The organism is Synechococcus sp. CBW1108 (genome assembly GCF_015840335.1).
In the GTDB taxonomy this organism is placed as follows: domain Bacteria; phylum Cyanobacteriota; class Cyanobacteriia; order PCC-6307; family Cyanobiaceae; genus Cyanobium_A.
Map to the genome: position 1 here is coordinate 1,400,563 of NZ_CP060395.1, position 20,348 is coordinate 1,420,910.

Genomic DNA, 20,348 nt, shown 5'->3' on the forward strand with positions numbered 1-20,348 from the left:
GCATCTCCTGTTGACCCCTCCCTGATGATTCCCGCCACCCCATTGCGCCGCCCTTCGCTGCTGGACAAAGCGATCGCTTCAGCCCTGCTGCTGATCACGCCGGAGTACCGGAACGTGCGTCGCCGGCAGCGCGGGAACGGCCGCTCCAACACGCCGACGCTGGCCCAGCCGCCGGCCATGCCCCTGGAGACGATCGAGCTGCTGGGCGAGCGCATCCGCATCGCCCGCCAGAGTCGCACCGGGGCGCCCACGGTGCTGCTGCTCTGCCCGCTGCCCCAGAGCATCGTGGCCTTTGCGCCGATCTGGACCGCCTTAGCGGAGCGCTTCGATCTTGTGGCGGTGGATCTACCGGGCTTCGGCGGCAGCAGTGGAGGCGTTGGCTGGATGACCTTTGAAGCCCAGGGGCGTTTTCTGGCGGCCTTGATCGCGAAGCTGGGGCTCAACAAGCCCCACATCGTGGCGCCCGATGTGGGCATGGCCGCTGCCGTGGCGGGTGAGGCCCAGCATCCCGGCCTGGCCAGCAGCCTGATGATCGGCGACGGGCCCGCTATCGCCCCTTCGAACAACGGCAGCATCATCAACAAGCTGGTGCATTCCGGTTTCTGGCGCTTCATGGTGGCCATGGCCGGAGCCGGCACCTTTGTGGAAGCCGCCAACCGTCTGGCCTATGTGAGCTACACCCCCAACCAGATCGAGGTGGACGACTACATCCGCTCCTATGCGGGGCGGATCGGCCCGATCTGCCGCTGGTTCCGCGATTACCCCAGAAGCCTCGCCACGACAGACCCCGCCCTGGCGCAGCTGGATCTACCGGTGCAGCTGTTCTGGGGCCGCCATGACGCCCTGCTGAATGTGGAGAACGCCACGCGCCTGCAGCAGCGCTTGCACCGCGTTCGGCTGGAGGTTCTCGAGAACGCCGGCCACTTCAGCTACCAGGACGACGCGAAGACGTTCGCGGATCTGGTGATCCGCTGGGTGGAACACGACCACCGCACGGTCTGAGACCCTTGCCCTGTCGCCATTTGCCATGAAGTACAACCTCAACTTCGGCACCTCGGTGCTGCTGACTCTCCCGGTCGGGAAGCTCGATCTAGCCGACTGGATCGTGAACTTCTCTTGTGAGCAGTACGTGGCCTGCACGCCGGCCTCCCACTCCCACCAATATTCAGGCCTCTACCGTGATGCCGATGGCGACATCGTGATTCGCAATGACGAATACGTCGGTGGCTTCATGATGACCCAGTTCTATCGGCCTAAGGTGATGACGCCCCATCACGTGCGTCTGGAAAGCCGCACGAAAGCTCGCTTTCTGCAGGTGTGGCCGATGATTTTCCCTATCTACTGGGATCTCAGGGTAGAAGCCGCAGGACCAGATCGCACACTGTTTCAATGTCGCATCGGCGCACGGCTGCCATTCTTCTATTTCATCGCCAGCAAGCTGATTCGCACCCTTTTCTGGTCGCAACAACATGCAGATGAGGAAACGCCGCTGTTCGCCTACTTCGCCGCCCGCTGGGCCACCCGTGAGGACAGCGACCAGCCCAGGAACCTCTGGCGCTGAAGAAGAGTGTCGCCTGGTACCTCGCCGAAATGGTGGCGATAGAGACGAGCGAAATGGCTGGGGTTGGCGAAGCCATGGCGCTGGGCGATCACAGCCACGGTCGTGCTGCCTGGTTCGGCACGGGTCAGAGCACGGCGAGCGGCTTCCAGTCGCTGCAGGCGCAGGAAGCGCATCGGTGCCATTCCGAATATCTCATCGAACGCATATACCAGGGTGCGGCGTGAAGTGGGGATGGCGCTGTAAAGAGTGCGCAGGCTAATCGTGTCGTCTAACCGCTCCTCTATCAGCCGCCGGCTGAGCTCCGTGATCAGCAGCCGGTCATTGCGGCTGCTGGTCATGCCGTGGTGGCAATCGGGCGTTTCGATCGCGGCGATCAGCAATGGCAGCAGGTCGTCGCGCATCAAGCGGCAGGTGGCCCAGGATTGCCCGGCATCGCCCGGCGGGCCTGTGGGCGCCTGAAAGGCCTGGCAGAGCAGCCGCCGCAGATCACCACTGCAGGCCGGATGCAGCTGAAAGGCATTGACAGCAAGCCCATCAGGATCCAGATCCCTTCGGCCGATCAGGGCCGCCGTCTGCCAGAAGAGCTTCTCCTCCACCAGCACAGCGGCGAACCGGTGGGCAGCGGGGGCCTGGAAGTGAATCTCGCGCTGGAGGTCGAAGCCCACCGCAATCTCAGGGTTCAGCTCATGGCCATGCACCCGCGGCAACTCAGCCGCAGACCGGAGCGTGATGTTGCAGAACACGCGCCCCACCGGCTTGGGGCCGCTGATGAAGGTGCGCCGACTGAACTGCAGCCGCAGCAGGCTCACCCCCTCAGTTGCCACCAGCTCCAGGCGACTGGGATTGATGCCCGCCTCGAGTTGCAGCATGCGGCTCTGAAACCCCAGCAGCCGCGCCGCCTCTTCCAGGAATCCCAGGTCGTCGTGCTCCAGCCGCAGCCGCCGCACCGAAGGAGTGCCCACGCGGGTGCCAGGTGGTGGCGAGATTTGCACTTCTGGGTCGGGCGGGCTGCGGATACTCCAAGACAATCTGCACAATCCCGCCGCTCTGTTGTGGACGCCTCGCACCAGGCCACCCCGTCGCTCCCATTCATCCGCCGCCGACCGAGCCTGCCTGCACTCCTGATGCTGCTGTTCATCGGCGCACCAGCAGTGCTGCGGGCCGAGCCGATGCGTGCGGCGCCAGACCCAGCAGAGTCGTCGCCTGCTGATGTGCAGCAGCTCCCCATCCCGGCATCGGATCAGCCGAAATCCGCCGCCAATCCTTGGGCCTGGACGGCTGAGATTTACGGCTTCGCTCCGTTGCGCACCACTGGCGACACCACCGTGCGCGGCTTCACGGTCGAGAGTGACGTGACCCTTGGCGAGGCTCTGCCGTTGCTCGAGTTTGGCGCAGCCCTGTCCGCCGACAATGAAGTTGGCCGGTCGGCGACAAGCTCGTTGGCCGGTGGGGTGAGTGCTGGAGACCCTGGTGCCGATGCGCAGGGACCAGGTGATGCCGGCACCACTGACAAGCCACCAACGCAATCTGTTCATGACGAAACGACGAGGCGGCAGCAGCCAGGAGGCTGCTGCCGCGGCGGCGGGCATCTCAGTGCGCAGTGCTCGCCGGATTGAATGCAATCAGCTGCAGCCGCGGGCGAACCAGCCCCGTGGCCGCACCCGCCCCGATCCGCTGGTAGGGGTATGGGAGGAGGAGCTGGTGCCGTTGCTGCAGCGCTCACCCGCGCTGACGCCGATCACGCTCCTGGAGCATCTGCAGCAGCAGAAACCTGATGTGGACTGGATTCCGCTACAGCGCACCCTGCAGCGCCGGGTGCGGGAGTGGAAGGCACTGCACGGCCCGGCGCCGGAGGTGATCTTCCCTTTGAGCTATGAGCCTGGCGAAATTGCCTTCTGTGACTTCACCCAGCTCAAGGGGGTGGAGGTGACGATCGCCGGCCAGGTGTTCCCCCATCTGCTGTTCCACTACCGCCTGGCCTGGAGCGGCTGGAGCTATGCGCAGGTGGTCCAGGGCGGCGAGAGTTTTGCAGCCCTCTCCGAGGGTCTGCAGAACGCTCTGGCTGCCTGCGGCGGGGTGCCAGGTGAACTGCGCACCGACCGGTTATCAGCAGCGTGCCGTAACCGCAACGGCAGTTTCAGCTCCGACATCACCCGCCGTTATCACGCCCTCTGCAGCCACTACAGCCTGGCCTACAGCCGCAACAACCTGGGGGTGGCGCATGAGAACGGCCGTGTGGAGAGTCCCCATGGCCATCTCAAGCGGCGGATCGAGCAGGCGTTGCTGCTGCGCGGCAGCAGTGATTTCGAGACGCTGGCTCAATACCAGGCTTTTCTGGCCGCGGTGATTGACCAGTACAACAGGCCGCGCCTGATCCGGCTGGAGCAGGAGCAGGCGGCGCTGCGGCCACTACCGCGGTTTCGTTTTGCCGACTACGACATTGAACAGCTCACGGTGCGGCGCACCAGCACGATCGAGGTACGCAGAGTCGTGTATTCGGTGCCGCCGCGGCTGATCGACCAGCGGCTGACGGTGCGGATCTTCCACGACCGGCTGCAGCTGCTTCTGGGCCGGCAGATCGCCTGCGAACTGGAGCGGCGCCACGGCGGTGTCGAGCGTCATGGGCGGGCGTGGAGCATCGATCTGGAGCACCTGATCGATGCGCTCAGGCGAAAACCCCGGGCATTGCTGCACTGCAGTTACCAGCGGGAGCTGTTCCCCGATGAGCGCTGGTGGCAGCTGTGGCAGCAGCTGCGCAATGGCGGTGACCGTGACGCCGCCGCCCGATTGATGGTCGAGGCGCTGTATGTGGGCTGCCGCCTGGCGGGCTACGAGCCAGTGCTGGGTTGGCTCGAGAAGGCCCATCAACGGCAAGGGCTGTCGCTGGCGGCGCTGCAGCAACGCTTCCGGCTGCCGCCCCATCGCCCCCACCCACCGCAACGCATTCCCCAACACAGCCTGCAGAGCTATGACGACCTCCTTGCCCTCCATCCCGCGGCCCCAGGCGGCGGAAGCCGCCCTGCCGATCCTGCTGCGACAGCTGCGGTTGGCATGGATCCGCTGCCACTGGCAGAGCATCGCCTCGCAGGCTGAGGGCGAGGGCTGGAGCCCCAGCCAGTTTCTCTATGCCCTCTGTGAGCAGGAGGTGGAGCAGCGCCAGCAGGCCCGCCAGCAACGGTTGCTGCGATCAGCCCAGCTGCCCTGGAGCAAGGTGCTGGCGGATTACGACCATGGCGGCCGAATCGAGGCGCACCGATGGCAGGAGCTGGAGGCTCTGAGCCGCCAGAGCGAGTGGCTGCAGCGGAGTGAAAACGTGCTCTTGTTCGGCCCCAGCGGTGTGGGCAAAACCCATCTGGCCATCGGCATCGCCCTGGCGCAGATCGGCCTGGATCAGGCCTGCCGCTTCTATCCCGCCACGAGCCTGGTGCAGGAGCTGCAGAAGGCCCGCGCCGAATACAACCTGCCGGCAGCGCTGGAGCGGCTGGATCGCTACCCGCTGCTGCTGATCGATGACATTGGCTATGTGCGGCGGGATGAACAGGAGAGCAGCGTGCTGTTTGAGCTGATCTGCCACCGCTACGAGCGCCGATCGCTGCTGATCACCGCCAATCAGCCGTTCACCGCCTGGGATGAGATCTTCCCCAGCAGCTCAATGACCGTGGCGGCGGTGGACCGGCTGGTGCACCACTGCCACATCGTCGAGATCAGCGGCGACAGCCACCGCCGCGCCCAAGCAAGCCGGCGCAGCGGCAGCAAATAGCCACAGCAGCCGTAGAGAAGCGGAGAACAGCCCGGGAGATTGTCGTCCGGCGACAACCTGGTGCCGATGGTGCCAGACCCCGGCGGGGAGCTCCGCGCTGCCGGCGGACTGTGCGGTCCGCCGGCTCGTGCGCTCCAGGGCAAGGTTCAGCGGAGGTCTCGGCGCCTAACCGGCCAACGTGGTTGTCGCCTGGTGCCGATCAGAGGAAGTCAGTGCTGGCAATGGCTCTGAGCGATGGATGGCTCAGTATTCGTGTCGCCTCCAGCGCCATTTCCCCCCGGTTGTCGCCGGCGACAACCGGGGGGAAATCAGTTCCCCTCACCGGCCAACTTGATTGACGCCAAGCGGCCAAGGGGGTTGACGCGGGACACAGCCCTGCGCGGCAGCGTTGAACACGAGCGCTTGGGCCTGCTCACGGATCTGAGTTACGTGCGCCTCGGTGCAGAGAAGGTGCGGACAGGTCGCTACGGCGTGTTCAGCGGCAGCGGTGAACTGACGACGATCCAGGGGCTCTACGACCTCGCTCTGCGCTATCGATTCGGTGATCGCGAGACTGCCGTGGGCCGTTCAGGTCAATTCAGCGTCATCCCCTATGCAGGACTACGCCTGGTGCAGGCGGAGCTGGGAGTCTCGGCGGAGCTCCTCAATGGTCGCCAACAGCCGGAAGGAACCCTTGATCGCACCTGGGTGCAGCCGCTGCTGGGCACCCAGGCCGGGGTGTTTCTGTCTCCAAGGCTGCAGCTGTTCGCCCGGGCGGATATCGGTGGCTTCGGTCTTAGTGGCAGCGACGATCTCAGCGGCAATGCCCAACTGGGACTGGCCTATGCAGTGGGTAACAGCACCCAGCTGCGGCTCTCCTGGCGCTACTTCGGCATCAACTACAACAACGGAGGCTCACCGGACAACGGCTTCAGCAGCTATCAGAACGGCTTGGAGGCTGGCGTGAAGGTGTTGTTCTGACAAGCATGCATGGGTCCGCGCGGTGCGGATTTGCATGGTTGTGCCAGCTGGCTGCTCAGACGCTGCCCGCTTCAGCCCCCGCCTCGATGCTGCAGCGTCCTCAGAATCTTCCTTTCGGCGCATCCAGTCGCGATCAGGCCTGGGCACGAACCGTTTTCAATCCTCGAGATGCCGATGACCTTCCACAAGTGCCGCCGTCGTGCTCTGAAGGCCGCCCTGCTCGGTGCCGGGGTGCTGACCGCTCTGTTGGCGGGGACCCCGGTTCTGGCCCTAGAGGAGGTGCTGATCGAGATTCCTCTGCTGGAAACCACCGTCAGGGTGAGCCTCAATGAGTTGGGTGGTGCTGAGAAACTGCAACAGGGAAGCAGTGATCTGGCGGAGCTGGATCGTGCCACCGATGGCGCCGTCGGGCGTCAGGTGCGGAGCCTCCTCCTGCAGCCCGTTCCACTGAGCCTCCGGCAGGTGGCCGATGGTTCCGTGGGCTCCCCCCTGCTGGAACAAGCGATGTTGGTGATCTCCTCGCTCGGCACGGTGGAGGGACGCTCCACGGACCTGAGCGGACGCACGTTGCGGGACGCGCTGCTTCGGGCGTCAGCCCAGGGGGAACCCACTCTGTTGAGCCTGATGCAAGCGATCCCAGGTCAGCGTGTGACCCTCAATCTCGGCCGCGCCCGCGCCATCGTCAGCCGGATGGCGCACCAACGGCAGCAGGCGGAGGCTCTCCTCGCCAGCACAACGGCAACAACAGCCGCCCCTGCAACTCCCCAGGCGCCGGTGGCTGCGGCCAGTTCGCGCGATGATTGATTCACCCGGAGGTGAGCATGACACCCAGACTCGGCCTGCGCCGATTGTTCCTGATCTGCGTCCTATTTCTGGCTACAGCATGTTCCCGCGATAACGAGAGCATCTCGGAAAGCCGTTACGTCGAGCCAGACAGGCTGTACCAGGCTCTTGCAAATAACGTCCGGACGAATCCGGAGTTCGAGGTAATCGTGGACATCGATCACTCCCGGCGTGCCGCGGAGGCTGGCTCATCGATGCCGCCGGCCCATGTGCTGATCTGGTCTGATCCGGAACTGGAGGCTGCGATCCTGCGAAACAACCCGCGCGCGGGCGTCGACTTGCCGCTGCGAGCGCTCGCGTTCGAGGACCAGAGCACGGGCAGGGCTGCCGTGATTACCAACACCTACGACTATGTGGCACGTCGCTATTCGTTGCCCGAGGATGCGGGCGTCCGAACGCGCTATGAGGCCGCAATTGCCAAGGCCGTGAGGGGAATTCCAGATAGCTCGGTAGCGAGGTTTCCCTCTGACGCAATGCCGGACGCAGGGCTGGTCACTCTCCAGAGTACGCATGACTTTGAGGCAACCGAGCGGCGAATCCAAGGCACGATTGACGCTCAATCGGACGCGGTGACCTTCGCCAGAGTCGATTTTGCCGCCCGCGCGAAGGAGCATGGCGTCGTCTTGAATCCAACAGCCCTGATTCTGTTCGGCGCGCCGGGACCCGGTGGGAAGGCGATGGAGTCGGCACCGACAATGGGTCTCGATGCCTTTTGTCAGAAGATTCTGATCTGGCAGGACAATAGTGGCACCGTTCACGTGACCTTCAATGACCTACTGGCTCTTGCCGACAGACAGAAGATTTCAGTTGGATTACCGCTTCGGCTCATTAATCGTCGGCTGAAGAAGACCTTGTCAGAAGCCCTAGGGAACCCCTGAAAAACCTAGTAAACTGGCCTCAAGTCCAAGCTTGAGACTGTCCGGTGAGCGGATCACTTCAGCTGGGGTTCAGCGATTACGAGCAGGTCTACGCCAAGAAGAAGACGCGGCGGCAGATCTTCCTCGACGAGATGGAAGCGACGATCCCCTGGAATAACTTCCATGCACTGATCCGTCCGGTTTACCATCAGCCATCTGCCAAGGGAGGCAGGCCGCCGTTTCCGTTGGAGGTGATGCTGCGCATTCACTTGCTGCAGCAGTGGTTCACGCTGTCGGATCCGTTGATGGAGGAGATGCTGATCGACACCCCCTGTTTCAGGCGCTTTGTGGGGATCGACATGGTCTCTGAGCGGATTCCAGATGAGACCACGATTCTGAATTTTCGTCATCTGCTCGAGGAGCACGGAATCGGCGAGCAGATTTTCGAGGCGGTCAAGCAGGCGCTCAAGGATCAAGGCGCCCTGCTGCAGGAGGGGACGATCCTCGATGCCACGATCATCCACGCCCCCAGTTCCACCAAGAACAAGAAGTGTGAACGGGACCCGGAGATGCACTCGGTGGCCAAGGGGAACCAGTGGTTTTTCGGCATGCGTTGCCATATCGGAGTGGATGCGGCCTCAGGCTTGGTCCACTCCGTGGTCAGCACCGCCGCCAATGTGCATGAACTGAACACCGCCACCGAGCGGCTGCACGGCGAGGAGAAGATGGTCTACGGAGATTCAGGCCATCTCGGCATTGAGAAGCGCGAGGAATTCGCAGACAGTCCGTGCCAGTTCCGGATCGCCATGAGGCCAGGCCAGCGCCGTGCGCTACCCGATACGGCGGAGGGAAGGCTGGAGGATTTGTTTGAGACGGCCAAAGCTCACCTGCGAGCCAAGGTGGAACATCCCTTTCGGGTGATCAAACGACAATTCGGCTTCCAGAAGACGCGCTACCGAGGCATCAAGAAGAACGATCACAAGCTCAAGATGCTGTTCGCCCTGGCCAACCTCTACAAGATCAGGCAACGAAGACCAGCAACAGCATGAGTGCAGAGGCTCAGTGTGCCTAAAAGCCAGAAATCCTGAACAGAAGACGATGATTCAGGCCGCATGAAGCGATCTAAAGCGCCAGCGATGCAGAATCATCACGTGTAGAGGTCTCATAGACGAGACTGAGACCACCCTGAACTGAGGAGCGGGGCTTGATCAGAGTTTCCCTAGAGCAATGACCGCTCGAGCCCATCTAGTCGCCGGCGTCGTTCACTCATCGAGCGCAAGGCGCTGGACCGGACGCGCTGCTGCGGGCCAGGGCCTCCGCCAGGGTGGTGTCTACTGCTGCTGGATTCTGTAGCGGGTGCTTGGGTCGGCGGGGTTCTGGATTTGAACGTCACAGCTGATGGTCCCGTCGTCTGCGGTCTTGCAGTTGGTTGGCTTCAGCTCGGTATTAGGTCCGATGAACTGCTGATTGCCCTTCCTGCGGAAGTAGACCTGCCCGTCCTGAGCGAAGGCAGGAGCAGCGAACAGTACGATCGTAAGCAGCTGAATCAGGCGCATCGACCTTTTGAGAGTGCAGCGACCCTAGGCGAAATCACCTCTGTCAGGCGACAGCGAAAACTGGTCCGGGACCAAAAGCGGATGTCGCTTGACAACCTCAACCCCCTATAGAGATAGGTGCGGGCGTCACCCCATTGGCTACATCAAAGGCGCTGGCAAGGTCGCGCGTCATGAAGCGGGCGTCGTTGCCCATGTGGACCTCAAGGCTGCGGCCCCGCGGCGCCTCAGGCGGTGACTTTGCGCGGATCGAGCTCACCGGTGCCAGCGCCAGCGAGATGGAGGCCAACCAGTCCTTGGTGACTCGGCTCGGTGGTGATGCCAAGGCTTGGTTGAGTGCCGTGGATTCGGCTCTTGATCGCCAGCAAGTGCCTCTGGCCTGGGCGCTGCTCTTTGCTCCACAGGATCCGCGCTCCAACGACCTTGATGCTCTGCGACGGGAAGTGCTGCAGCGGGGGTGCGGGGATGGCCAATAGGGAGAAATCAAAAACCCCCGAGCAGTGCCCGAGGGTCCTGAACCAATCAACATTCCAATGGCTGTAGATGGTCGAAGCTGCTGGCGTTGGCGCCTGGGGCCGAACGTTCCAGGTGTGGGCCGTTTTGATCTCTTAGGAGTTTGCAGAAAAACCGTCTGACGAGGCGCGTTTTTCCTTCCGGAGAACTGATCACACGCCGGAAGGGCCCGGGTTCAGCAAATCAGCGGATCAGAACGCACGATGTTTTGCGTTTTGCTCTGTTGGGTCTGTCTGATCCCTGCCGCCTGGTCACACTTCGGGGCAACGACCTTTTCATGGTCATGCCGCTGCCATCGCTGGCTTGAGCAGGTTGCCCAGCCGGATCAGGTTGTAGGCGATCACATGCAGGCCAAACACCGCATTGACGTTCTCAGTGCCGCGCACTTTGAATTGGCGCAGCCCGCCCCACTGCTTGATCCAACCAAACACCTTCTCGATGCCGCGGCGGGCGTTGATCGACTTGGCGTAGCCCTTGTGGCGAGTGGTGCGGACATCGATCGCAGAACCACCAGGCCGAGCTGTGTTCTGCGCCACGTGCGGTGTCACGCCACGCCGCCGCATCTGGACGACAAAGCCCCGGGTGTCGTAGTTCTTGTCGGCACCAAGGGTTTTCTGGTGGGCACCGGGGATGGCAGCAGCCATGTCTTTGGCGGCATCCCGCTCCCCAGTGCCCACGGCCTGTGTCACCCTGCAGTCCACGATCAGGGCATGGCGGTTGTCCATCAGCACATGCCCCCGGTAGCTGGGAAGTGCCGGGTGGGCATTGGATTTCCGGCACAGGAGCGCGTCGGGATCGGTGCTGGAGCGATGGGTCTGGTTGCTGAGCTTGATGCCGCGGAAGTCGCCTTTGGCACGCTTCTTTTCGCCTTTGGGAGCACCAAAGCCCTCACCGGGGCCTGACGGTGGTGGCAGTGGATCGTCCTGCCCGTCGATCCGCTCCAGAGATGCATGCGACGCCCAGGCCTGCAGCAGCGTGCCATCGACGGAGAAGTGCTCATCACTGAGCAGGGGCTTGATCTCGGGAGCCGCCATCAGCTTCTTCAGGAACGTTCCCATCACCTGGTCATTGAGCAGCCGCTCCCTGTTCTTGGTGAATGTGGTGGGGTGCCAGATCAGATCATCCGGGCTCAGCCCCACAAACCAACGGAACAGCAGGTTGTAGTTGAGCTGCTCCAACAGCAACCGCTCCGAGCGGATGCCGTAAAACGCCTGCAGCAACGAGGCCAGGAGCAACTGCTCGGGCGGCACCGAGGGTCGGCCTTCTGCGGCGTAGAGCGCACAGAAGGTGGGATTGAGTCGATCGAGGGCCTGATCCGCCAGTTTCCGGATCCGCCGCAGCGGGTGGCTGGGGTTGGTGCCCGCCTCCAGCTGCAGCATGCGGCTGCGAAATCCCAGCAGCCGTGACGTCTCCTCGAGAAAACCCAGATCGTCGTGCTCGATCCGCAGCCGACGCACCAGCGGGGCTCCCGCTGATGCGGCCATGGAGAGACATTGCACTTCTGGGACGAGCCTGGCACTGATGCCCATGGAAGCTCAAGAGCACGACTCGTTGTTCATCGATGCCTCCCACAGGCCGCCAGGCTTGGGGCCTGCAACCCTGGCGGGGTCACCATGGCCAGCGGCAATCCCGGCAGCGAAAGTCACCAACAATGCTGAACAGACGATGAACTGCCACTTACGCCTGGCCGGACGGCTTGGAAGCGCACTGATCGCCACCCTGATGGCTTCGGCCCCGGCTAGGGCCCTAGAAGAGGTGGTGATTGAGATCCCCCTGCTGGAGACCCGTTTCACAGTACGCCTGGATGAACTGCAGTCCCCTGAGGCCTTGCGCCAGGGCAACAGTGATCTGGCCGAGCTGGATCGCGCCACCGGTGGCGCCGCAGGTCGCCAGCTCAGGGAGCTGTTGCTCCAGCCAGTGCCCCTCAGCGTGAAACAGGTGGCCGATGGTTCGGTGGGCTCGCCCCTGCTCGAGCAGGCCATGCTCGTGATCGCCTCGCTCGGCACGGTGGAGGGGCGCACGACCGACCTCAGCGGGCGGACGCTGAATGAAGCCCTGCTGCGGGCCTCCGCGAACGGCGAGCCCACCCTGCTGAGCCTGATGCAGGCGATCCCCGGTCAACGGGTGACGCTCAATCTCGGCCGCGCCCGTCAGATCGTCACCCGGATGGCGGGGCAACGGCAGCAGGCTGAAGCGCTGCTCGCCACCACAACCGCCGCCGCCCTGCCCGCTGGCACGACGAACGGCCCTGGGGTGGCTGTGAACCGGCGGCTGGCCAGCCTGCAGGTTCCCCATCGGCCCCAGCCGCTGGAGGTGATGGTGATCGAGCCAGCCAGCGGTGCCAACGGCCGTCTGGTGCTCATCTCCCACGGCCTGTGGGACAAGCCGACCAGCTTCGAGGGCTGGGGAACGCTGCTGTCCTCACGGGGCTACACCGTGGTGCTGCCTCGCCATCCCGGTAGCGACAGCAGCCAGCAGGAGGCGGTGCTGGCGGGCCAGGCGCCGCCGCCGGGCCCCGAGGAGCTGGCCCTGCGCCCGCAGGATCTGAGCGGCGTGCTCGATGCGGTGTTGGCGGGTCGGCTGGGCTTCGCCAGGCCTGTCGATGCCGAGCGGGTCGTGGTGCTGGGCCATTCCTGGGGGGCGACCACGGCCCTGCAGGTGGCCGGGGTGAGGCCCACCGACAGCAGCCTGCGCCAACGCTGCTCGAACGTGGATGATCCCGATCGAAACCTGAGCTGGACGCTGCAATGCAGCTGGCTGAAGGGTGCACAGAATGCCGCCCTCCGAGATCCCCGCGTCATTGCCGTGGGGGCTGTCAGCCCGCCGGTGTCGCTGCTGTTTCCCCGGGGCTCAGGCGGCGAATTGAGCGGCCGTGTGCTGCTGGTGAGCGGCAGCCGCGACTGGGTCGTGCCTCCCGATCCCGAAGCGATCCAGCCAATGCGTTGGGGCAAGACCCTGGGCAACCAACTGGTGCTAGTACAGGACGGGGATCACTTCAATCTGCGGCCTGGGCAGAACAGCGCAGGTGGTGCCGTGGGGCCGCTCCTGCTGGCTTGGACGGAAGCCGCCTTTGCAGCCGGTCCCGCAGTACGGCCGTCGCCGGGGGCTGCTCCTCTGCTGACCGGTCAGGCTTGGGGCAATGCCGACCTGCCGATGGCCGATGTCACCAGCCGCCTGGCGAGCCCCTGACCCAGCGGGATGCGGTGAAGCCGCCGGTTGGTGGCTGTCGCGCGGGTGGTGATCGAGGCTCCCGACCTTTTGCCCTTGCCGCTTCCCGGCAACAGCCCAAGCATCACAGTGGGCATGTCGTCATCGATGAGGGTCTGGCTTACACCGCCTGGCGCGCGCAAGAGCGGGAAGAGGCGCTGGTCCTGAGCTGATGGCCAGCCTTCTGGTCGACATGACCGGTCGCTGACAAGAGACAGTGTCGATCGCATAGATCCCGCTGCTGACGGCCGCCGGCCCTGATGCAGTGCGCGACTGCCCATGGCTATGCGGTGTTCACTCACGACCTGGATTTCGCAACGATGCTGGCGTTGTCCGGTGCCAGGGGACCAATCGTCCTGCAGGTCCGTGGGCCGAATGTGCTGCCGGCAGCTGTGGCAGGTCATGCAGACCTTGCGGCTGCGGGTCTTAAGCAGGGACTCCTGAAAAAAGAACCGCAACCTGGATCCGATCGCAGCCAAATAGCAGGGCGTAGGCAGCCCAAACGCACGGTTATCCAGTGGCCAGTGATTGGTTTGTTTCAAGCTGCCAAATGTTCCTGAGCCCCATCCAGAGACTACCTGGCCATTTCCAGGTACATAACCAGGCAAAAATAGTGATAAAAAAGAGGCGGAGGAGCCTCCGGATCTTCTCTGCGCACATCACCACAAAGGCCATGGAGATGGAGTTCTCTGCACCTTTGCTCAGCCGAGCCATAATCAAGTCCAGTGAATACTTCCTCTTCCCTGATCCAAAGCATCCCTCCACTTCATTTCGCCTCCGCTGGTCAGCGCTTAGCTGCTGCTTGTGAGCAGCACTGATCTCTGGATTCTTCGGCGGCCTCCCCAATCGCTTACCAGAGAGCCGTATATCGTTCCGAGTGCAGAAGTTTCGGTTCTTGGTATTGATGTAGATTCGATCAGCGCAGATTCGCTCGGGGTAGCAGCCATGCTCTTGCTTGTATTTCATGGCCTGTGGAATTAAGTCTTCGGATTCGTTGTATGGATCCCAGCTGATCCTGTGCAGGAAGGCAAAGCCATTTCGCACAGAAACACTAATTTTGGCGCCAAACTCAACAGCAGCTCTCGTTTTACCACGAACCATGGGCCGAACGTGTCGCTGAACCAAGTTCACGATACGATCGGGCATGCTGCGCGTTTTCGAGTACAGCAGGATGCTTTGCTGGCGGTGCAGCTCGCTGATCACGAGGAGCTTCTGCCACCAATGGGTCTTCAAGCCCGAAAGCATTGCCCCGGAGTGGATCAGGGCATCAATAGCATCAAGATTCCGCTGCAGATAGTCCAGCTGGCGTCGTATCGTGGCTTTGATTTTGCGGCGACGCGGCTTTTTCTGCTTAGCAACCCTGAGGAAATTGGCACGCGCCTTGCCACGGTCATATCGGGGACTGTGTTTCCGTAGGTCTGAATTCTGTTCGCAGAGATCGTCGATGATCCGTTCGGTCGACTCCCTCGCTTCGTTGAGCAACTTCAAATCAGTTGGATAGGTAATGTCGGCTGGTGTGCACGAGGCGTCAATGCTGAGTGTTCCCCAATTCTTGCCTTCTGGCCAATCGGCCGGCTTCACAAAGTCGTCAAGTGAGAGCTGGTTGTCAGCATAGGCACTTGGATCGTTAGTGTCGTCGTCATCTTGTTGTGACGCCACAACCTCCATCAGCATGGCCTTGCCCCGCTCGGCAATGAGTTCATTGATCCGGGTGAGTTCCTCTTCGGAGAAACGCTTGCGGAAATGAACCATCATTGATGGGTCGAATGGTGCCTTGCTGGAATAGCCGGCATAGCCAAGGAAATACTGCATGTAAGCGTTTTCTCGGATCTGCTCAACGGTCTCCTCGTCGGTCAGACCAAGCCGCTGCTTGATGAACAGCGCACCAAATGCCAGCCGTACAGGCTTTGCTGGGGCGCCAGTGGTGGGATTGAACTGAGGTGCATATGATTCCTCCAACTCTTCCCATGGCATCAGGGAGGAGAAGATTACCCAGCGATTGTCCGTGTCCAACGTGCCGCCAAAAGGCAGATGGAAATCCTCGATTGAGAGCTGCCCGTTATGGCGTTTCTGGTACATCTGCAGTGCTCAGCAGTTGTAGCAATCGTCAATTGCCCTGAACGAGCCCAGTTTATCAAATTTAGATCGCTGAAACAAGCTGCGCTGCAGTCGATTTGGCTTTTTCAGGAGTCCCTAAGCAGCATGGCTTCGTCGAGGTGGGCCTCTCCTCAACCGGGAGATCGTGCCTGGCGGCCAGAGCCGCGAGCCGGTGTCAAGCGACACTGAAAACTGAGCGGAGGACCAAAAGCGGATGTCGCTTGACAATCAAAACCGCCTGGGCACAACCACTTAGATCGAGGCTGACCAGCAGCCTTCCTGGCCGGCCGCCAGGCGGGCATCGGCAATGCGGCCTAGCTCCATGTCTTCCACGAGATCCATCAGCTCCTCGTAGGCCTTGGCCGGAACGCAGTAGATGGCCGGCTCATTGCTGTTGGGCACCGCGACCGCCATCCCGTCACCGGCCGCCACGGTGGCCATCGGGTTCTTTTTTGTTCCGAGATGCTTACGGCGGTCTCGGTCAGCACGCGGTACGCCACCTGGGGGTCAGGCCAGCTCAGGACTGCATCAGAGGTCGCGTTTCAGGTCTCGGATTCGGTCGATCCACTGCGGCGATCCGGACCGATCAAGGACGGTCAAATCAGGCCATGAAACGACCCGGCAGTGAGAAGCCCTGTGAGAAGGTTGCACCAATCGCGGGCATGACCTGTTATCCACGGTCAGCATCTGGCATGCTGCCAACGCGTGCCAAGAGAGATAATTACTCAAGGCACAATAAATCTCAGTCCTGGACTGAAAGCGGGTGACCGGATTCGAACCGGCGACGTTCAGCTTGGGAAGCTGACATTCTACCACTGAATTACACCCGCAAGGTGTAGATTTAAATTAACAGAGTCACGGGAAGCCTACGGCCAGTCAGTGGCTTCCCGCAACGCATGCGACTCAGCCCTGGGCCAGGGCAGCGGCGCAGGCGGCGACTCCAGCTCCGGGGTTGCCCTGGTGCATGCCCAGGTCTGCCAGGGTGGCCTCGATGGCGGCCACGGCCGTGAGCACGTCGCGATCGCAAACAAAGCCGAGGTGGCCGATGCGGAACACCTGGCCTTTGAGGTGGTCCTGGCCACCGGCCAGGAGGATGTCAAAGCGCTGTTTGACGGCCTTGCGCAGGGCTTCTGCATCGATGCCGTCTGGTGCCACCGCCGTTATGGCCGGGCTGCCATGGCCCTCGGCGGCATAGAGGGGCAGGCCGATCGCCTTCATGCCCGCCTGGGCCGCGGTGCGGTGGCGGCTGTGGCGGGCGAAGATCGCCTCGAGTCCTTCGGCCTGCATCATCTCCAGGGCGGCCTCAAGGGCGAAGTAGAGGTTGATGGCCGGTGTGAACGGGTTGCTGTCGGCCTGGGCCGCTTTGCGGTATTTGGCCAGATCCAGATAAAACTTGGGCAGATCGGAGCGCCCAGCGGCGGCCCAGGCGCGGGCGCTCATGGCCACGAAGGCCAAGCCCGGCGGCATCATGTAGCCCTTCTGGGAGCCGGAGCCGATCACGTCCAGGCCCCAGGCGTCCATCGGCACAGGGCAGGCCCCCAGGCTGGTGACGCAGTCGGCAATCGTGAGGGCGGTGCCGTGGGCACGCACGTGCTGGGCAATGGTTTCCAGGTCGTTGATGACGCCCGTGGAAGTTTCCGAGTGGGTGAGGATCACCGCTTTGATCGCCTTGGCCGTGTCGGCTTCGAGGGCGGCCCTGAACGCCTCGGGATCCAGCGGCTGGCCCCATTCGGCCTTGATCACCTGCACGTCCAGGCCGTAGGCCTGGGCCAGCTTCACCCAACGTTCCCCGAACTTGCCGTTGTCGCCGCACAGCACCCGCTCGCCCTTGCTGAGCACGTTGATGATCCCGGCCTCCATGGCGGCGGTGCCGCTGCCGGTGATCACCAGCACATCGCTGCTGGTTTGGTGCAGCCATTGGAGCTGCTCGGTGGTGCGCTTGACGATCGTCTGGAAATCGGCGCTGCGGTGACCAATCGGGTGACGGCCCATGGCCTGCAGAACGGTTTCCGGCACTGGGGTCGGGCCGGGGATCATCAGGCTGAGTTTGTCCTGCATGGTGAGGGGTAGGGCTGGCGGCAGCGGGCTGGCCAATCAACCACCATAAAAAAGTCCTGCCCGTGTCTGTGCCCATGCCGATCGATCCGTCGGCCCCGCCCCAGGGCTACACCGTGCCGGTTTGGCTGGCGGCGGCGGCGCGGGCGGCCCTGCTCAGCCTGCGCGGCGAAGCCTGGCAGCGTCTCCAGCCCCTCTGGCTCGATCCCAGCCCGGCGGGCCCGGAGCAGGCGCAGCAGCCCGCTCTGGTGCCGGTGGAGTCGGCCGCACCCCTCGCCGATGGTTGGGTGCTGGCGATGGTCCGCTGTGATCCGGGGCCTGAGGTGCTCGATCTCACCCGGGGCCTGGTTCTGTGGGTGTTGTTGCGTTGGCGCCAGGGCCCGGGTGAGTGGCTTGCGCTGCGGGCCGGTGAGGGGGTGGGGGTGCTGCAGGCCAGCGGCGAGCCCTGCCTCTCGGCCTATGCCCGCCAGCTGCTGGAGTGCAATCTCCGCCCCCTGGTGCCCGAGGGCCGGGGCCTCGAGCTTGTGGTGGTGATACCCCAGGGGCGGCGGTTGGCCGAGCGCACCAGCAACGCCGCCTTTGGCGTGGTGGACGGACTGGCCCTGATTGGCACCCAGGCCGAGGTGCAGCGCAGTGCGGCCCCCGATCAGCTGGCCTTGGCCCTGGCTGACCTGCGCGGGCGCTGCGGGGCTGAAGGCTTTGGCGGTGCTTTGGTGTTGGTGATCGGCGAGAACGGCCTGGATCTGGCCCAGCAGCTGGGGGTGCCGGTTGACCTGTTGGTTAAGGCGGGCAATTGGATCGGGCCGTTGCTGGTGGCTGCGGCCGAGGCGGGGGTGCAGCGGCTGCTGTTGTTTGGCTATCAGGGCAAATTGATCAAATTGGCGGGCGGTATTTTTCACACCCATCACCATCTGGCCGATGGACGGGCTGAGGTGCTCACGGCGCTGGCAGCCTTAGCAGGCCTGGGCGGGGCTGCGCTGCAGGCCCTGCACGATGCCGCCACGGTGGAGGAGGCCTTGGCGCAGTTGAGTCGGCACGACCCAGCCAGGGCGGAGCGGCTGCGCCAGAGCATCGCGGCGGCGGTGGAGCGGCGCAGCCTCGCCTACCTGGCCCGCTATGGCCAGGAGCGGATGGCGGTGGGGGCGGTGCTCTTTGACCGCTCCCGGCAGATCTGCGCTGTCGGGCCGGTGGGTTTCGAGCAGCTCAGCGCCCTGGGAGTGCAGTCGTAGATCGCCGCCCCTAGGCTGACCAGAATGCCTTCGGGCTAAAGCGCTGTCGATGTCCCAAGCCCCATCCCCCACCTTCGCATCTACAACTGCCCTGTCGCCCCAGACCGCCCTGTCGCCCCAAATCGACGCCACGTCCCAATCGAGCCGCTATCCGGCGGTCGTGATCCTCGATTTCGGCTCCCAGTATTCCGAACTGATCGCCCGGCGGGTGCGGGAAACCGAGGTGTTCTCCCTGGTGATGGCTTACACCACCAGCGCCGAGGAGCTGGCGGCCCTGGCGCCCAAGGGCATCATCCTCAGCGGCGGCCCCAATTCCGTGTATGAGGCCGGGGCGCCGGTGTGTGATCCGGCTATCTGGGGGCTGGGCATCCCGGTGCTGGGGGTTTGCTACGGCATGCAGCTGATGGTGCAGCAGCTGGGCGGGGCGGTGGTGGCCGCCGGTCGCGCCGAATACGGCAAGGCGCCATTGCACGTGGACGACCCGATCGACCTGCTCACCAACGTGGAATCGGGCTCCACGATGTGGATGAGCCATGGCGATTCGGTGCAGCGCCTGCCGGATGGCTTTGCGCGCCTGGCCCACACCGACAACACCCCGGAAGCGGCCGTTGCCGACCACCAGCGGCGCCTCTACGGCGTGCAGTTCCATCCCGAGGTGGTGCACTCCAGCTGCGGTATGGCCCTGATCCGCAATTTCGTCTACCACATCTGCGGCTGTGAGGCTGACTGGACCACCGCCGCCTTCATCGACGAGGCCGTGGCCGACGTGCGCGCCCAGGTGGGCGATAGGCGGGTATTGCTGGCCCTGTCGGGCGGTGTGGACTCCTCCACCCTGGCCTTCCTGCTGCACCGGGCGATCGGCGACCAGCTCACCTGCATGTTTATCGACCAGGGCTTCATGCGCAAAGGGGAGCCTGAATTTCTGGTGGAATTCTTCGATAAGCGCTTCCACATCAACGTCGAATACATCAATGCCCGGGAGCGGTTCATCAACAAGCTCGATGGTGTCACCGATCCGGAGGAGAAGCGCAAGCTGATCGGCACGGAGTTCATCCGCGTGTTCGAAGAGGAGAGCAAGCGGCTCGGCCCCTTCGCCTACCTGGCCCAGGGCACCCTCTATCCCGACGTGATCGAAAGTGCCGGTACGGGCATCGATCCCAAAACCGGCGAGCGGGTGGCGGTGAAGATCAAGAGCCACCACAACGTGGGCGGCCTGCCCAAGGATCTCCAGTTCAAGCTGGTGGAGCCCCTGCGCCGCCTGTTCAAGGACGAAGTGCGCAAGGTGGGCCGCAGCCTGGGCCTGCCCCAGGAGATCGTGGGTCGTCACCCCTTCCCCGGGCCGGGCCTGGCGATCCGCATTCTGGGAGAGGTCACCAGCGAGAAGCTCAATATCCTGCGCGATGCCGATCTGATCGTGCGCGAGGAAGTGAGTGAGGCCGGCCTACATAACGAGATCTGGCAGGCCTTTGCCGTGCTGCTGCCGGTGCGCAGCGTGGGGGTGATGGGCGACAAGCGCACCTATGCCTTCCCGATCGTGGTGCGCTGCGTCTCCTCGGAAGACGGCATGACGGCCGACTGGTCGCGTTTGCCCTACGACCTGCTGGAGAAGATCTCCAACCGCATCGTCAACGAGGTCAAGGGCGTCAACCGGGTGGTGCTCGACATCACCAGCAAGCCCCCCGGCACGATCGAGTGGGAGTAGCCCCGGCCCCG

At 63.4% G+C, this 20,348-nt stretch carries 17 protein-coding genes, 1 tRNA gene and 1 pseudogene; 12 read left to right on the plus strand and 7 right to left on the minus strand.

Annotated elements, in window-relative coordinates:
* Positions 1 to 24: 24 nt before the first annotated feature.
* Positions 25 to 1,002 carry an alpha/beta fold hydrolase gene (locus tag H8F27_RS07460; protein WP_197152787.1) on the plus strand — a complete coding sequence of 326 codons (978 nt, stop codon included), beginning with the start codon at positions 25 to 27 and terminating at the stop codon, positions 1,000 to 1,002.
* 25 nt (positions 1,003 to 1,027) lie between these two features.
* On the plus strand, positions 1,028 to 1,561 hold the full coding sequence (locus tag H8F27_RS07465) for a hypothetical protein (protein ID WP_197152788.1): 534 nt from the start codon (positions 1,028 to 1,030) through the stop codon (positions 1,559 to 1,561).
* Here the strand turns inward: H8F27_RS07465 and H8F27_RS07470 are convergent.
* Positions 1,498 to 2,523 (minus strand): AraC family transcriptional regulator, encoded by a 1,026-nt coding sequence (locus H8F27_RS07470; protein WP_197152789.1) that lies wholly within the window; start codon positions 2,521 to 2,523, stop codon positions 1,498 to 1,500. The two genes, H8F27_RS07465 and H8F27_RS07470, sit on opposite strands and share 64 nt — an antisense overlap.
* Positions 2,524 to 3,016: 493 nt before the next feature.
* Here H8F27_RS07470 and istA point away from each other — a divergent pair, with 493 nt between their 5' ends.
* The 6 genes from istA (at position 3,017) to H8F27_RS07495 (ending at position 9,030) form a co-directional block, all read left to right on the plus strand.
* Positions 3,017 to 4,654, plus strand: coding sequence for an IS21 family transposase (istA, locus tag H8F27_RS17535; protein WP_231596581.1), 1,638 nt, complete (start codon positions 3,017 to 3,019; stop codon positions 4,652 to 4,654).
* A complete protein-coding gene (gene istB / locus H8F27_RS07475) occupies positions 4,608 to 5,321 on the plus strand; it encodes an IS21-like element helper ATPase IstB (RefSeq protein WP_231596354.1) in 714 nt (237 codons plus the stop codon). Before istA ends, istB begins: the two co-directional genes overlap by 47 nt.
* A 357-nt stretch (positions 5,322 to 5,678) precedes the next feature.
* A complete protein-coding gene (locus H8F27_RS07480) occupies positions 5,679 to 6,281 on the plus strand; it encodes a hypothetical protein (protein ID WP_197152790.1) in 603 nt (200 codons plus the stop codon).
* A 174-nt stretch (positions 6,282 to 6,455) separates the two neighbouring features.
* A complete protein-coding gene (locus tag H8F27_RS07485) occupies positions 6,456 to 7,085 on the plus strand; it encodes an alpha/beta hydrolase (RefSeq protein ID WP_231596582.1) in 630 nt (209 codons plus the stop codon).
* Positions 7,086 to 7,102: 17 nt separating this feature from the next.
* On the plus strand, positions 7,103 to 8,002 hold the full coding sequence (locus H8F27_RS07490) for a DUF302 domain-containing protein (RefSeq protein WP_197152792.1): 900 nt from the start codon (positions 7,103 to 7,105) through the stop codon (positions 8,000 to 8,002).
* 44 nt (positions 8,003 to 8,046) lie between these two features.
* The gene (locus tag H8F27_RS07495; RefSeq protein ID WP_197152793.1) at positions 8,047 to 9,030 is read left to right on the plus strand and encodes an IS5 family transposase; all 984 of its coding nucleotides are present in this window, start codon (positions 8,047 to 8,049) and stop codon (positions 9,028 to 9,030) included.
* Positions 9,031 to 9,312: 282 nt separating this feature from the next.
* On the opposite strand, the gene H8F27_RS07500 is transcribed toward H8F27_RS07495, so the two are convergent.
* Entirely contained in the window at positions 9,313 to 9,537 is a 225-nt protein-coding gene (locus tag H8F27_RS07500) for a hypothetical protein (RefSeq protein WP_197152794.1), read from the minus strand.
* A gap of 191 nt (positions 9,538 to 9,728) precedes the next feature.
* Here H8F27_RS07500 and H8F27_RS07505 point away from each other — a divergent pair, with 191 nt between their 5' ends.
* The gene (locus H8F27_RS07505; protein WP_197152796.1) at positions 9,729 to 10,010 is read left to right on the plus strand and encodes a hypothetical protein; all 282 of its coding nucleotides are present in this window, start codon (positions 9,729 to 9,731) and stop codon (positions 10,008 to 10,010) included.
* A 318-nt stretch (positions 10,011 to 10,328) separates the two neighbouring features.
* Here H8F27_RS07505 and H8F27_RS07510 read toward each other — a convergent pair whose 3' ends face one another.
* The gene (locus tag H8F27_RS07510; RefSeq protein WP_197153429.1) at positions 10,329 to 11,426 is read right to left on the minus strand and encodes an IS5 family transposase; all 1,098 of its coding nucleotides are present in this window, start codon (positions 11,424 to 11,426) and stop codon (positions 10,329 to 10,331) included.
* Between the two features lie 286 nt (positions 11,427 to 11,712).
* Between H8F27_RS07510 and H8F27_RS07515 the strand changes: the two genes are divergently transcribed.
* A complete protein-coding gene (locus H8F27_RS07515; RefSeq protein WP_197152798.1) occupies positions 11,713 to 13,236 on the plus strand; it encodes an alpha/beta fold hydrolase in 1,524 nt (507 codons plus the stop codon).
* A gap of 528 nt (positions 13,237 to 13,764) precedes the next feature.
* Here H8F27_RS07515 and H8F27_RS07520 read toward each other — a convergent pair.
* From H8F27_RS07520 to H8F27_RS07535, 4 genes and pseudogenes are all read right to left on the minus strand, one after another.
* Positions 13,765 to 15,333 carry an IS5 family transposase gene (locus tag H8F27_RS07520; RefSeq protein WP_197148269.1) on the minus strand — a complete coding sequence of 523 codons (1,569 nt, stop codon included), beginning with the start codon at positions 15,331 to 15,333 and terminating at the stop codon, positions 13,765 to 13,767.
* A 270-nt stretch (positions 15,334 to 15,603) separates the two neighbouring features.
* Positions 15,604 to 15,851, minus strand: a pseudogene (locus tag H8F27_RS07525) (type II toxin-antitoxin system Phd/YefM family antitoxin).
* 258 nt (positions 15,852 to 16,109) lie between these two features.
* Positions 16,110 to 16,181, minus strand: a tRNA-Gly gene (locus H8F27_RS07530).
* Between the two features lie 73 nt (positions 16,182 to 16,254).
* A complete protein-coding gene (locus tag H8F27_RS07535; protein ID WP_197153430.1) occupies positions 16,255 to 17,409 on the minus strand; it encodes an alanine--glyoxylate aminotransferase family protein in 1,155 nt (384 codons plus the stop codon).
* A gap of 74 nt (positions 17,410 to 17,483) precedes the next feature.
* Here H8F27_RS07535 and cbiD point away from each other — a divergent pair, with 74 nt between their 5' ends.
* Together cbiD and guaA are read left to right on the plus strand one after the other, a co-directional pair.
* The gene (gene cbiD / locus H8F27_RS07540) at positions 17,484 to 18,635 is read left to right on the plus strand and encodes a cobalt-precorrin-5B (C(1))-methyltransferase CbiD (protein ID WP_370594480.1); all 1,152 of its coding nucleotides are present in this window, start codon (positions 17,484 to 17,486) and stop codon (positions 18,633 to 18,635) included.
* A gap of 49 nt (positions 18,636 to 18,684) precedes the next feature.
* Positions 18,685 to 20,337 (plus strand): glutamine-hydrolyzing GMP synthase, encoded by a 1,653-nt coding sequence (gene guaA / locus H8F27_RS07545; protein WP_231596584.1) that lies wholly within the window; start codon positions 18,685 to 18,687, stop codon positions 20,335 to 20,337.
* Positions 20,338 to 20,348 lie beyond the last annotated feature (11 nt).